A 13,919-nucleotide genomic window follows, 5' to 3' on the forward strand; every position below is an offset into this window, starting at 1 on the left:
GTGGGGAACCAATCGCCCCGGCATCGGTTTTTCTCTTCATGCGAAAAAGGAAGGGAAGACGATGAGATTTGGAAAACTCGCCCTGGGTCTGACGGGATTGGCCGCGGGATACGCGCTGACCCGGGCAAGCTCGCCGCAAATTCCACAGGGAATAGTCCCGGTTAAACCCTTCGATCTCACGCGCTATCTCGGCAAGTGGTACGAAGTGGGACGGCTTGAAAACCGTTTCGAGCGTGGTCTGACGCGCACGACCGCGGAATATTCGCTGAATCCCGATCAAACGGTGAAAGTGGTCAATCGCGGCTTCGATCCGTGGAAAGGTCGCTGGACGCAGGCCACCGGAACCGCGCGCTTTGTTCGGTCTCCCGACGAAGGCGCGTTGAAAGTTTCCTTCTTCGGGCCATTCTACGGCGGCTACAACATCATGGATATCGATGAAGGCGGCTATCAATGGTCGATCATTGTCGGCTCTACGCGCAGTTACTTCTGGGTGCTGTCGCGCGAGCCGGAGCCAAGCGAAGAGTTGAAGGCGCGTGCTGTCGCGCAGGCGTTGCTTCTCGGGATCAATTCCGACGCCATTTTGTGGGTGCCGCAGTAAATGCACAGCAAAAGGCCCGCCGAAGCGGGCCTTTTATTCTTGGCCTATGCCCCGTAAGGCACCCAGATATTTTTCACCTGCACAGCCCGCCGCAGATAATCACGGCCCTGTCCTTCGGCCCTGTTAAGCCAGTTGGGCAGGCGACCGTTGTTGGCCCAAGTGGCCTTGAGGTTTCCGGCTGAAGCCTTTTCGACCATGGCGCTGCCCTCGCGGGAACCGAAGTACCAGACAGCCGCAACATCGTCGTGTTCGGCCAGCGTCTTCGTCAGAAGGTCGCGTTCTCCGGTGACGATATTGACCACGCCGCCCGGCACATCGGACGTGTCGAGCACCTGATAGAAGTCGCCTGCGACCAGCGGCTGGCGGCTGGAAGGCACGACCACCGTTCGGTTGCCCATGGCGATTGCGGGAAGCACGAGCGAGACGAGCGACAGAAGCGGCGCTTCGTCCGGGCAGACGATGCCCATCACGCCCCACGGTTCGTTCATCGCCAGCGTTACATGGCGCGACTTGGTTGAGTGCACCGCCCCGTCGAACTTGTCGGCCTGCGCGGCATAATAGAAGATGCGGCGCAGCGCGGTTTCAAATTCCTCTTCCGCCTTTTTCTCGTTGACGCCGGTGCTTTCCATCAGTCGCGCCACGAAATCCGCCCGGCGCGCATCAAGGTTTTCGCCGAGATAATAGAGCACCTGCGCCCGGTTATGGGCTGTTGCTGCGCCCCAGCTTCCGGCCTTTGTCGCCGCTTCCACCGCGTTGCGAATGTCCTTGCGATTGCCGATCCCGGCCTGACCGATGACCGCGCCACCCTTGCCGATGACCGAATAGCTGTAGCCGCCATCGGGGCGCGCCTGCTTGCCGCCGATATAGTTCTTCATCGTGCGATCAATACCGTCGATAGCGACCTTGTCGTCACTGGCAGGCGAGGCCGATGGCACGAAGACTTCCGCAACCTCGGCCGGGGAGAGGGCCTTTTCCCAATCGGAGACAAGATATTCGTACATGCCCTCGCGTGCGCCTTCGCGGCCGAACCCGCTTTCGCGGTAGCCGCCGAAACCGGCTCCGGCATCCAGCATGTTGGTGCAGTTGATCCAGACGACACCGGCCTTCACCCGCGCCGCAAGATCGAGCGCGACATTGATGTTTTCAGACCAGATCGACGCAGCCAGCCCGTAGCGCGTATTGTTGGCAAGCGAGACGGCTTCGTCCGGGGTGCGGAAGGTCGTCGCCGCCGCAATCGGCCCGAAGATTTCCACCTGACACACGGTCGAGGCCTGATCCACTTCGGTGAAGAAACCGGGGGCGATGTAATTGCCCTTGGCTGGCAGCGGGTTCGGCGTCTGCCACAATTCGCCGCCTTCCTCGATGCCCTTCTGGATAAGATCGAAAATGCGCTTCACCTGACCGGGCGAGACGATGGCCCCGACATCGGTCGATTTGTCGAGCGGATCGCCGACCCACAAGCTTTCGAGGCGCTTTTTCAGCTTGGCATAAAAACGCCCGGCAATGCCTTCCTGCACCAGCAGCCGTGATCCGGCGCAGCACACTTCGCCCTGATTGAACCAGATGGCATCGACCACACCCTCGACCGCGGCATCGAGATCGGCATCTTCAAAGACGATGAAGGGCGACTTGCCGCCCAGTTCCAGCGACAGTTTTTTGCCCGAACCTGCGATCTGCTCGCGAATGACGCGGCCAACCCGCGTCGAGCCGGTGAAGGCAACCTTGTCCACCCCGTCGTGGCCGCAGATTTCCGCGCCGGTGGTGCCATCGCCCTGCACGATGTTAACGACACCTGCGGGCAAGCCGACTTCGTGGCAGATTTCAGCAAAGGCAATGGCCGAAAGCGGCGTCAGATCGGCAGGTTTCAGAACCACCGTGTTACCGGCGGCCAAAGCGGGTGCGATCTTCCAGGCAAGCATGAGAAGCGGGAAATTCCACGGAATGACCTGACCGCAGACGCCGACCGGCGAAAAGCCCTTGAACTCATCTTCCACCATCTCGGCCCAGCCCGCATGATGGTAGAAATGGCGGGCGGCGAGCGGAATGTCGATATCGCGGGTTTCGCGGATCGGCTTGCCATTGTCCATGGTTTCCAGCACGGCCAGAAAGCGCTCGCGCTTCTGGATATGGCGCGCGATGGCATAGAGATATTTCGCACGCTCGTAGCCCGACAGCTTGGACCATTTGCCGAAAGCGGCGCGGGCGGCCTTTACCGCCTGATCGACATCATCCGCATTGCCGCAGGTGATTTCTGCGAGCTTGTCGCCATTGGCCGGATTGGCGACGGCGATCGCCTTGCGGCCTTCCGGCTTGACAAAGGCTCCGTTGATATAGTGGCCGAAAGAACGGCCATGCTGTTCCAGCCACAGGTTCACATCGCCGTTTGCTTCGGGTGAAGGTCCGTATTCCATGGTCTTGAGAATGTCCTTGATGGGTCGCATTCTGAAAATCCTCTAAGCATTTGCAGCCAAATGGAGCTTTTGGCGTCGCAGAAATGCGATAAACTTTATGCAGCAGCGTGACGGTTGGCGGCGGAGTAGCGCCCGGTCACGAAGTGCTCCAATTGCCGTTCGATATCTCCAAGCATCGATGATGCGCCGATGCGGAACAGATCGGGTTCCAGCCAGCGATTGCCGAGTTCTTCCTTCATCAGGGTGAGCCAGGCGAGCGCATCCTTGGCGCTCTTGAGGCCGCCCGCAGGCTTGAAGCCGACGCTCTGGCCGGAAAGCGCGCCATAATCGCGCAGCGCCCGCACCATGGTCAGGCTCACCGGCAAGGTGGCGTTGACATCTTCCTTGCCGGTCGAGGTCTTGATGAAATCCGAACCCGCCTGCATCGCCACCATCGAGGCGCGATAGACATTTGTGAGCGTGTTGAGATCGCCGGTGGCGAGGATCGCCTTCATATGCGCATCGCCGCAGGCTTCCCGCATGGCGGCAATCTCGTCGTAAAGGGCTGACCAGTTCTGCGTCAGCACGTGCTCGCGGGTAATCACGATGTCGATTTCATGCGCGCCCTGTTCCACCGCATAGGTGATTTCGGCAAGGCGCAGCGGCAAGGGGGTCAGACCGGCAGGAAAGCCCGTCGCCACCGAGGCGACCGGAATGCCGGAACCTTCAAGCGCTTTCACGGCGTGCGGAACCATGGTCGGATAAACGCAGACCGCACCGGTGGTGATGCCTGCATCCGCGAGGCCCAGCGCTTCCAGAATATCCTCGCGTACCGGACGGCGCGCCTTGGCGCAGAGCCTGCGCACGCGGCCCGCCGTATCGTCGCCGGCGAGCGTCGTCAGGTCGATGCACTGGATGGCGCGGATGAGCCACGCCGCCTGATATTCCTTCTTCACCGAACGGCGGGCGCTGATGGTGGCGGCGCGGCGCTCGGAGGCGCTGCGATTGACGGACACGTCCTCAAACCAGTCCGGCTTGAGCGGTGTCCCGTTATTGCGGGGGAGGGCTTCGGTCATTTCATTGTCCGTTCATGGGTTCAGTTACGATCAGGCGCGTTCGGTCGAGGGGGCGTGATCGCGGCAGAACGTTTCGAATTCTTCCTGGCTGGCATAGGCTTTCTGCGTGCCGGACCGGGTGATGGAATGGGCCGCATACAGGGCGGCCTTGCGAAGCGAGGCCTCCACATCGCCGGTCCCGGCGTAAAACCGGGCGAAGGAGCCGATAAAGGCATCGCCTGCGCCAGTCGTGTCCTTCGGCGTGACCTTGACTGGCGGAATATTGACGATTTCGCTTGCCGTAATCATCCGCGCTCCGCGTCCGCCGAGCGTAACGATGACGGTGCGGATGCCACGCGCGATGAGCGAACGCGCTGCGCTGACGATTTCATCGTCCGTCCCGGTCGGCAGGCCGGAGAGGATTGCCAACTCGCTCTCGTTCGGCACGAGAAAGGTCACCTGCCGGATCAATTCGGGATCGAGATCGGCGGCGGCAGGGGCCGGGTTCAGGATGGTTTCAATGCCATTTTCTGCAGCAAAGGCGATGGTGTGATAGACGGTCTCGACCGGAACTTCCATCTGCATGAGAATAAGGCCGCAAGCTTTCAGATCGTTGGCAGCCTTGTCGACTTCGGCGGGCAGAAGATCGGCATTGGCGCCCTTGACGATGAGGATCGAGTTTTCACCCGAGGGTTCGACGAAGATTGGGGCTACGCCGCTCGATTTGCCGGGGACCTTGCGCACATGGCGCGTATCGACGCCGAACTCATTCAGGTTGCGGATGGTGCTGTCGGCGAAAATATCGTCGCCCACCCGCGTGACCATCATCACATCCGCGCCAAGGCGCGCGGCGGCGACGGCCTGATTGGCGCCCTTGCCGCCGCAGCCGATTTCAAATGTCGGGGCTTCCAGCGTTTCGCCGGGGCCGGGCATACGGTTCACATAGGTGATGAGGTCCACCATGTTGGAGCCGACCACTCCGATCTTTCTGGTCATGAGACGTTCCTTTGAAATTTCAGAGTGCCTTGATCGTGGCTTCAAACTGTTCGGCGGCTGTCGTATCGAGATAGCCGACGCGCACGGGAAAGACGGCGCGCTTACCCGGTGCCAGCACCTGCACATTGTTCTTGGCTTTTTCGGCCAGATAGCCTTCCGGCTCGCAGGTCGAGGGCAGGGCAAAGGCTGCAACCTGCGCGTCTCCGTTCACGAGAATCCAGCGCACGGTTTTTGGGAAGATTTCGGTCGGGTAGGAAATGCCAAATCCGTCGCCCTCGGGAAGCTGCATCATCAGATGTGTGTTGCCATCGGCATCTTTCGGCAAGCCGCGAATATAGAAGACCTGCTCGGGATCGTAGCGCTCCGGTTCATCCAGCACTTCCATCGCGGCCGGGTCGGAGGCCAGTTCGTCGATCAGCGACAGGTAATCGTCGTTGGGCGTAACGTGGCCGGGAACGGCGGTGCGCACCTGCACGTGATCCGGCGTATAGGGCACCGGCTGCACGATCCGCGCGCCTTCCGCATAGGCGAAATTGACGTGGCACATATACATCAGCTCCATAGGAGCGGATGAAAGGTTCTCCACGTCCATGGTGATGTCGAACAGCGTTTCATCGGCATGAAGCCGCACGCTTGGCCGTGCCAGATAATGCGCGCCGAAGCCCATTACATATTCGTATTCGCCGGTGATCTCGACAAAGACGCCGCGCGCGTCATGACCAAAGAGAAGGCCCGCCTTGTCCATCTTTGCGCAGGCCATTTCGCCATGCAGAAGATGATTGTCCTGAGGCGAAGGACAGCCATTGCGCAGGATGCCGCTGTGGAACGCAAAGCAGCCATAGGTTTCCACGATGGTGGTTGCCGGGCGCGGCATGGAGAAGCTGTTGCCCATGGTGAGGTCCACGCCGTCGAATTCAGCCCCCCAGATCATCTGGCCCATGAAGGGCAGCACGATGATGTTGCCGCGCTCGTTCTCGACCAGCAGGGCCTCTATGCCGCTTGGATAGCGAAAGGCGGTGACGCTGAGGCCATAGGTGTTGGCGATCACATGCGGCTGCTCGACAAAATCCTGGCGGCGAAGATGAAATTCGATGTCCGGCCCGATATTTTGCATAGGGATCACCTGCCCTGATTGCGCGATGCGTTGATCGCGATGACGAGAATGAGGAAAGCGCCCCAGATGAAATCGATGAGATGGTTGGAGAACCGCATCATCTGGAAGCCGGAGGAAAGCAGCATCAGCGCCACGAGCGCGATGGCGATGCCCAGCACCCGCCCCTTGCCGCCTGCCGGATTGGTGCCCCCGAGAACGGCGATCAGCACGGCTTGCAGCAGGTAGGACGCGCCATAGTCCGACTTGGCGGCGTTGGTGCGGCCCGAGAGGATGATCCCGGCTATGGAAGCCAGAACGCCGGTGAGCATGTAGGAGTAAAGGATCATGCGCTCCTTGCGGATGCCGGCAAAGACGGCAGCCCGGGGATTGGTGCCGATCAGCATGAGATTGATGCCGAGCGTCGTGCGCGTCAGGAGAATTGCCACGACGATGCACACCGCGATGAACAGAAGGAAAGGCGTGGCGATGCCGAACAGATTGCCGTTACCGACCCAGTTCCACGCATCGGGGAAGCCGACGATGGCAGGCCCGCCGGTCAGAACCAGGGCAAGCCCCATCAGCACCTGTCCGGTGCCGAGCGTGGCGAGGATCGGCGTGATGCGCAGCCTGGCTATGAGGAGGCCGTTGACCAGCCCCGACACAAGCCCGACCAGCAGTGCGAGCAATATGCCGATGATGGTGTAGAACAGCATCCCCGAGCCGGAGGCCTGTGCCGCCTGCACCATGGAGGAGTGAAAATAAACCCCGGCCACGATGCCCGCCAGATTGGCGATGCCGACCACCGAAAGATCGATGCCGCCCGTCAGCATGGCAATCATCATGGCGACGGAGAGGATGCCCAGCTCCGGCATGATGTAGCTGATGGATTCAAAGTTGTAATAGCGCAGGAACTTGTCCGGATTCATCCAGGTCATCAACGCAAAGACCAGCACGGTGATGACGATGAGCTGGATGATATTGCTGTCTCCGCCAAGGATGCGGCGCATGTCGGAAGACTGTTTCATGTCGCTTGTCTCCTCAGGCGATGCTTTTGCGGTCACGCCATGCGGTGATGGCGGTGGCAACGATGATGATGAGACCCACCACGACGCGCTGCCATGTGGTGTCGACCTTCATGATGATGAGCGAGTTCTTGACCATGACGAGCATGAAGACACCCATCAGCGTGCCGAGAACGGTGCCGCGTCCGCCGAAGATCGACGCGCCGCCCAGAACCACGGCTGCGATCACGTCCAGCTCAAGCCCGACGAAATCACGCGGATTGGCAAGCCAGATCATCGAGGAATGCAGAAGGCCCGCGAAGCCTGCGAGCGCCCCGGCCACGCAATAGACGAAGAAGATGGTGCGGCGGGTATTGAAGCCGACGCGCTTTGCCGCTTCCGGCGATCCGCCATAGGCATAGACGCTGCGCCCGATCATCGTATAGTTGAGGATCAGGTGGATCAGCAGCGCCAGCGCCAGATAGACGAGGAACATCGCGGTCAGGCCGAAAGCCGTGCCGGAGGCCGATGTCAGCGAGATCACATCGGTCTTGCCGAATGCGATCAGTTCCTTCGGCATCTTGTTGATGTTGACGATGCTGGTGCCGACAAGGCCCAGCACCAGTCCGCGCACGATGGAGCCTGTGCCGAGCGTGACGATCAGCGGGATCATCTTGAAGCGATGGATGATCAGGCCGTTGAAAGCGCCGAGCAGCAGGCCGATCAGCGTTGCCGCGACGAAGGGAATGAACACGCCGTCATAGCCGAGATAGACCATGGCGCGGACTGTCAGATACATGGCCGCGATGGCAAAGGCGGTGAAGGAAACATCGATGCCGCCGGAAATCATCACAAGCAACACACCGAGCGCCATGATGCCGATCACGACATTGGAACGCAGGAGGCCGAAGATATTGTCCAGCGACCAGAATGCCGGATTGATGAGGCCGATAATGACCATCGCCGCGAACAGGACGCAGGCAATGATGAATTCGGTACTGCGGAAGAATTTCATTTGCCGGCTCCTCAATTCAGCGTCTTGAGCCGGTCGTTGACGGCATCTTCGGTCATGGTTTCACCGGAAAGCTCATCGACGAAACGCCCGCGATGCATCACCAGCACACGATTGCAGTTCTGCACCAACTCGGGCACGTCATCGGAAATCATCAGGACGGCGAGCCCTTCATCGCGCGCGAGCTTGCGGATGATGTTGTGGATCTGCGCCTTGGAGCCGACATCGACACCCACGGTCGGCCCATTGAGGATCAGCACCTTGGCGCCGGTCAAAAGCCAGCGCGCCAGCACCACGCGCTGCGCATTGCCGCCCGACAGGTGGTTGACTGGCGTATGCGGGCCGGGGGCCACGATGTGCATTGCCGAAAACATGTCGCGGGTCGTGGTGTCCGCCTTCGCGCGGTCTATGAAAAGGCCGCGCACGAATTTCTCGATCGAGGTCACGATGATGTTGCGCTCGATCGATTGCGTCAGGAACAGGCCTTCCGTCAGGCGGTCTTCCGGCACATAGGCGACGCCGCAGGCGATCCCTTCCTGCACGGTTTTCGGGTGGACCTGCCTGCCGTCGATACGCACGGTGCCGGTGAAATCCGGCTTCATGCCGAAGAGAGCCAGCGCGAGCTCCGTGCGGCCCGAACCGATCAGCCCGGATATGCCGACGATCTCGCCTGCATGGAGGGTGAGGCTGGCATTGTCCACGGAACCGGGAACGGAGAGATTGGCGATTTCCAGCGTCGGATTGGCCGAAGCGCCTTCACGCGGGGTCCAGTGATAATGGTCCGATGTGAGTTCCTGGCCGGTCATGGCGCGTGTGATCGACGGCTCGTCGAAATCGGAAATCGGGCCTTCGGCAACTTTCCTGCCGTTGCGGAAGACGGTCAGCCTTTCGCTTATTTCCAGCATCTCGCGCATCTTGTGGCTGACGAAGAGCACCGCGATGCCCTGCGTCTGAATATCGCGCACGATCCTGAACAGCGCGTCCACCTCATGCCGCGTCAGTGCGGTTGTCGGTTCGTCCATGATGATGAGCCGGGCGTCGGCCATGACGGCGCGCGCAATCGCCACGATCTGCTTGCCGGAAGTGGGCAGGCTGTCCACATCCGCATCGAGGTCGATGCTGACGCCAAGCCGGTCCAGTGCCTTCTGCGCCAGTTCGCGCACCCGCTTCCAGTCGACGCCCTTGCGGCCTTCGATCAGAAAAGTATTGATGGCCAGATTTTCGGCAACGGTCAGGTTCCCGAACAGCGAGAAATCCTGATAGATCACCTGGATGCCATGATGAACCGACTTGACGGGATCGAGCTTGCCGACAGGTTTGCCGTCGATCAGTATCTCGCCGTCTTCCGGCGTGTAGACGCCCGACATGACCTTGATGATGGTAGATTTGCCGGAGCCGTTCTCGCCTGCCAGACAGTGGATTTCGCCGGGCTTGATGGCAAAGGAAACGTCGTCCAGCGCCCTGACGCCACCGAAACGTTTCCCGATATGGCGCAGTTCGATCAGGTTTTCACTCATGAGGGGCCTCGTGCAAGGCTGGAATGCGATTGGCAGGGTGGGAGGGGCATGAAGCTCCTCCCGTCAAGCGCGTTTCGATATGATTGAATCAGATCGGCGCTCCATATGTTTGTTTAGACGCGCATCTATTCCGAAAACCGTTTCACACTTTTCGGGATGCGCTCTAAACATCCATGGATATCAGAAGTCGTACTTATCCATGTTTTCCTTGGTCACACCGACCCAGCCTGCGCCATAGAGCAGGTTCGGCTTGGCGGCATCCGGCGCCAGCAGGCTTTCATAGCCCGGCAGACCCAGATTGAGACCGGCCTTGATCTGGTCGTTCTTCTTTTCAAGCGCTGCGACGGCCAGCATGTTCATGGCATAGCCTGCAACGGCAGGGTCCCAGAACTGGATGTACTGAATGTCGTCATTCTTCAGATATTCGCCAGCCACCGAAACGAGGCCCGTGCCTGCGAAGAAGACCTTGCCCTTGAGACCGCCTTCGGCGATCAGGCGTCCGGCTCCGGCAGAGGTCGGCATCGGCGCGCCGAGAATGCCCTTGATGTCCGGATAGGCGGTCATCGCTTCCTTGAGCTTGTTATAGTCGGTGTTGGCGTCGTCATAGGTTTCGAGGCGGCCGGTTGCCTCTGCCATTTCCGGGAAATTCGCCTTCTGGTATTCGACGGCACCGTCGATCCATTCCATCTGCGACTTGGAGGTCAGGCTGCCTACGGTCGTGACATACTTGCCCTTGCCGCCCATCGACTTGCCCAGTTCCTTCATGAGGTTGGCGCCATAGGCCTTGTTGTCGAAGGCTTCGATGTCGTAGTCGACGTTCTGGATGTTGGATGCTTCATGGCTGATGACCACGATGCCGCGCTCGCGCGCCTTCTTCAGAACCGGCTCCACTGCTTCGACCGAGAACGGCACGATGGCAATAGCGTCAACGCCCTGCGCGATCAGGTTTTCGACAATCTGCACCTGTGCCGCGGCGTCCGCCTGGCTCGGGCCGACCATCCAGACGTCATTGCCGGTATCGGCCTTGAACTGGTCCACGCCATCGCGCATGCGGTCGAACCATGCAATGCCGTCCACCTTCACGACCGTCGCGATGGTGTACTTCTTGTCATTGGCCGTGGTGATGAGTTCCTTGTTGATCTTCGACGTATCAACGACGCCTTCCGCGAAAGCGTGCGGAACGGCAACGGACATGGCAATCGCCACGGATGCTAGAAATTTTTTCACCGGTTTTTCCTCCCTGGGAATTCCTTGGCCGTCTGCCTCGGTGGCTCCGACAGGCTCAACTGTTGCTGCGCCGGTGCACCCGGAACGGTGGGTGCACCGGCGTTCTCCTCCATGCCCGGCTTCCCGGCCGGGCGAAAATCAATCTGTTTTCCCGCCTGTTTGACGCTGCGAACCGAATTCTGTCCGGCGCGCGCAAAACCCTGTTGTCATATCCTCCCGACAATGCGAATTATAATGTTATAATCCGATCATTATGTTTGGATCGTTTCACATTTATGTTCGGCCTGTCAAGATCGAAGGATCGTAATTGCGTGAAATGTGAGGGACGTATAAACGGATGAGCAGACTGCAAGAATTGGGGACAGTGTGAGCAGAATCAGCCGAAAAGAAGAGCGCATCGCTGAACTGGCGGCATTGGTCGATGAAGTCGGCGTGCTTCGTCTGCGCGATGCGGCAGCGCGCCTCGGCGTTTCGGAAATGACGATCCGCCGCGATATAGGCAGCGACGGCGCAGCGCTCAATTGTTTGGGTGGTTACATTATCCCCACACAAGACGGTGCCAACGGCGATTATGTCTTCGATTTTGAAAAGGACAGCCATGCCGGCGCGAAAGCGCAGGCTTGCGCCGCAGCCGCTGCTTTGATCGAACCCTATGATACGGTTTTCATCGATTGCGGCACGACGATGCCGCATCTTGCTCACCGCATTCCGCAGAACCAGCACATCACCGTCGTCTGCTATGCGCTCAACATCGCCGAAATCCTGTCGCAGCGCGGCGATGTGCGCCTCATCGTTCTGGGCGGGCTTTACCACCCGGAGGCGGCATCGTTTTCGGGCGATGAGGGGATCGATGTGCTGAAGCGCGTCAACATCAACAAGGCTTTTCTGTCCGCCGGCGGGGTCGATGAACAGCACGGGGTCACGTGCTCGCACTTCCACGAAGTGCCGATCAAGCAGATGGCCATGCAACGCGCCGTCGAGAAACATCTTGTCGTCGACAAGAGCAAATATGGCAAGGTCCGTGCCGCCCGTTTCGCGGGCATGGCTGATTTCACCTCGATCGTCTCGGGCTAGCTCAACCTTCCCGCTTCAACAGACCTTCCAGGAATGTCCGGAACGCCTTCACCGCGCGCTTTGACGTGGCTTCGGGATCGTCGGAATTGGCGATCCACTGCGCCGCGCTGCTGCTTGCCGCGTTGATCAGCCGTGCGGCGGCTTCCGCGTCGATATCGATGATGACGCCTTCCTCGCGCAAGGCATCGAGGCTTGTGGTGATCGTGCGGATGCAGCCATTGGCGCTCGGCCAGCAGGACGGATCGCCAAACACCGCCGGTCCGTCGCGGAACATGATGCGCTGGATTTCAGGTTCCAGCGCCATTTCGATATAGGCGACATTCTCGTCGACAAAGCCCTGCCAGCGGTTGGGCGCCTTCGCCGAAATCGTGCACAGCCGCGCGGCCATCTCGCAATCGATTTCGTTGATCACGGCCTGCAGAAGACCCTTCTTGTCGCCGAAATGATGGTAGAGCGCGCCCCGCGTCAGACCGGCGGAGGCGGTAAAGTCATCCATCGAAGCTTCGGCATAGCCAACGGTGCCGAAAGCCTTGCGGCCCGCAGCCATCAGCTTCGCCCTTGTTTCGGCAATCATTTCGCTGCGAGGTTTACGCATCGTCGCTCCATTTATTCAGATACGCTGCGTATATTAGTTGACATACGCCGCGTATCAATTATTTAATTAACATACGGACCGTATGCAAGTGATGCAATTTCCCCTTTCAAGGACCCACTCCGATGTCCAATCCATATAGAGAGATTTTCAGCGCGCCCGGCGCTGTCGGCTTTTCGGCGGCTGCATTCTTCGCCCGTCTTCCCATTGCGATGGCGCCTGTCGGCATCGTAGCCATGCTCGCGCAGACCCATGGCGAATATTGGCTGGCGGGCGCGGTCTCCGCCACCTTCGCGCTGACGAATGCTTTTGTGTCGCCGCAGATTTCGCGCCTTGTCGACCGTTACGGACAAAGCCGCATCGTCATGCCCGCCACCATCGTTTCGGTGATAGCCTTCGTCTTCCTGCTCATAGCTACCAATCAGGGTTGGGCCAACTGGACCCTGTTCGCCTCGGCGTTCTTTGCCGGCGTCATGCCCAGCATTCCCGCGATGGTGCGGGCAAGATGGACTGAAATTTTCCGCAATCGTCCCGAGCTGAACACCGCTTTCGCGTTTGAATCTGCGGCTGATGAGCTGGTCTATATTTCCGGTGCCTCCCTTTCCGTGGCCCTGGCGGTTTCGCTGTTTCCCGAAGCTGGAATGCTGATCAGCACGGCCTCCCTCGCCGTGGGGACGGTTGCCTTCCTCCTGCAGCGTTCCAGCGAGCCGCCGGTTCGTGCGCTCGACCGGAACCACCCGCAACGTTCGGCGATCTGGTCGCGTCCCGTGCAAATCATCACGCTTGCTCTCATCTTCGTCGGCTCGACCTTCGCAACGGCTGAAGTCAGCGCCGTGGCGATCACGCGTGAGCTTGGCGAGCCCGGCGCCGCCAGCATCGTCATCGGTGTCTATGCCATCGGTTCGTTTCTTGTAGGGATAACGCTTGGCGCATTGTCGATCCGCATTCCATTGCAGCGCCAGTTGCTGATCGCCGTCAGCGTCCTTGCCCTGACTGCGCTGCCGCTGCCCTTCGCCGGTACATCAACCGCGCTTCTGGCAACGGCGGTGTTCGTCAGCGGTGTTGCGATTTCCCCGACATTTATCACGGCCTTCGGCCTGATCGAACGCCGCGTGCCCGAAGCGATGCTGACCGAAGGCATCACCTGGGTCATGACTGGCATTGGCATCGGCATGGCGCTCGGGGCCTTCGTTTCCGGCTGGGTGGTCGACAATTTCGGTGCCGGGAACGGCTTCTGGGTTTCGGTCGTGGCGAGCCTCAGCGCAATGGCCGTCGTCGCGCTTGGTCAGGCCAGCCTTTCCGCTGCGACGGAAACCGCCGAATGCGATGCGCTATGCGCTGCCGAAGCGGCGGAATGACGCCAT

General features: G+C 59.9%; 12 protein-coding genes. 3 read left to right on the plus strand and 9 right to left on the minus strand.

All coding sequences use genetic code 11. From position 1 onward, the window contains the following. Nucleotides 1-61: 61 nt before the first annotated feature. Nucleotides 62-598 carry a lipocalin family protein gene (locus OINT_RS13010; protein ID WP_006468297.1) on the plus strand — a complete coding sequence of 179 codons (537 nt, stop codon included), beginning with the start codon at nt 62-64 and terminating at the stop codon, nt 596-598. 44 nt (nt 599-642) lie between these two features. On the opposite strand, the gene OINT_RS13015 is transcribed toward OINT_RS13010, so the two are convergent. The 8 genes from OINT_RS13015 to OINT_RS13050 all read right to left on the minus strand — a co-directional run bounded on the left by OINT_RS13015 (nt 643) and on the right by OINT_RS13050 (nt 10,889). Then, entirely contained in the window at nt 643-3,039 is a 2,397-nt protein-coding gene (locus tag OINT_RS13015) for an aldehyde dehydrogenase family protein (RefSeq protein ID WP_006468298.1), read from the minus strand. Nucleotides 3,040-3,104: 65 nt separating this feature from the next. After that, nucleotides 3,105-4,064 (minus strand): deoxyribose-phosphate aldolase, encoded by a 960-nt coding sequence (gene deoC, locus OINT_RS13020; RefSeq protein WP_006468299.1) that lies wholly within the window; start codon nt 4,062-4,064, stop codon nt 3,105-3,107. Between the two features lie 30 nt (nt 4,065-4,094). After that, nucleotides 4,095-5,039 carry a ribokinase gene (gene rbsK, locus OINT_RS13025; RefSeq protein ID WP_025092120.1) on the minus strand — a complete coding sequence of 315 codons (945 nt, stop codon included), beginning with the start codon at nt 5,037-5,039 and terminating at the stop codon, nt 4,095-4,097. 19 nt (nt 5,040-5,058) lie between these two features. Then, nucleotides 5,059-6,153: an aldose 1-epimerase family protein gene (locus OINT_RS13030; protein ID WP_006472054.1), complete on the minus strand. Its 1,095-nt coding sequence runs from the start codon at nt 6,151-6,153 to the stop codon at nt 5,059-5,061. A 5-nt stretch (nt 6,154-6,158) separates the two neighbouring features. Next, nucleotides 6,159-7,157, minus strand: a complete 999-nt coding sequence (locus tag OINT_RS13035) for an ABC transporter permease (protein WP_006472055.1) — start codon at nt 7,155-7,157, stop codon at nt 6,159-6,161. Nucleotides 7,158-7,170: 13 nt separating this feature from the next. After that, nucleotides 7,171-8,148, minus strand: coding sequence for an ABC transporter permease (locus tag OINT_RS13040; RefSeq protein WP_006472056.1), 978 nt, complete (start codon nt 8,146-8,148; stop codon nt 7,171-7,173). Between the two features lie 11 nt (nt 8,149-8,159). Next, entirely contained in the window at nt 8,160-9,662 is a 1,503-nt protein-coding gene (locus OINT_RS13045; protein WP_006468303.1) for a sugar ABC transporter ATP-binding protein, read from the minus strand. Between the two features lie 180 nt (nt 9,663-9,842). Beyond that, on the minus strand, nt 9,843-10,889 hold the full coding sequence (locus OINT_RS13050; RefSeq protein ID WP_006468304.1) for an autoinducer 2 ABC transporter substrate-binding protein: 1,047 nt from the start codon (nt 10,887-10,889) through the stop codon (nt 9,843-9,845). Nucleotides 10,890-11,255: 366 nt separating this feature from the next. Here OINT_RS13050 and OINT_RS13055 point away from each other — a divergent pair, with 366 nt between their 5' ends. Further along, nucleotides 11,256-11,963, plus strand: coding sequence for a DeoR/GlpR family DNA-binding transcription regulator (locus OINT_RS13055; RefSeq protein ID WP_006468305.1), 708 nt, complete (start codon nt 11,256-11,258; stop codon nt 11,961-11,963). Between the two features lies 1 nt (nt 11,964). Here the strand turns inward: OINT_RS13055 and OINT_RS13060 are convergent, their stop codons facing one another. After that, nucleotides 11,965-12,558: a TetR/AcrR family transcriptional regulator gene (locus tag OINT_RS13060; RefSeq protein WP_006468306.1), complete on the minus strand. Its 594-nt coding sequence runs from the start codon at nt 12,556-12,558 to the stop codon at nt 11,965-11,967. Nucleotides 12,559-12,680: 122 nt separating this feature from the next. Between OINT_RS13060 and OINT_RS13065 the strand changes: the two genes are divergently transcribed. After that, nucleotides 12,681-13,913 (plus strand): MFS transporter, encoded by a 1,233-nt coding sequence (locus OINT_RS13065; RefSeq protein ID WP_006468307.1) that lies wholly within the window; start codon nt 12,681-12,683, stop codon nt 13,911-13,913. The last annotated feature ends 6 nt before the right edge of the window (nt 13,914-13,919 follow it).

This window comes from Brucella intermedia LMG 3301 (genome assembly GCF_000182645.1).
GTDB lineage: Bacteria > Pseudomonadota > Alphaproteobacteria > Rhizobiales > Rhizobiaceae > Brucella > Brucella intermedia.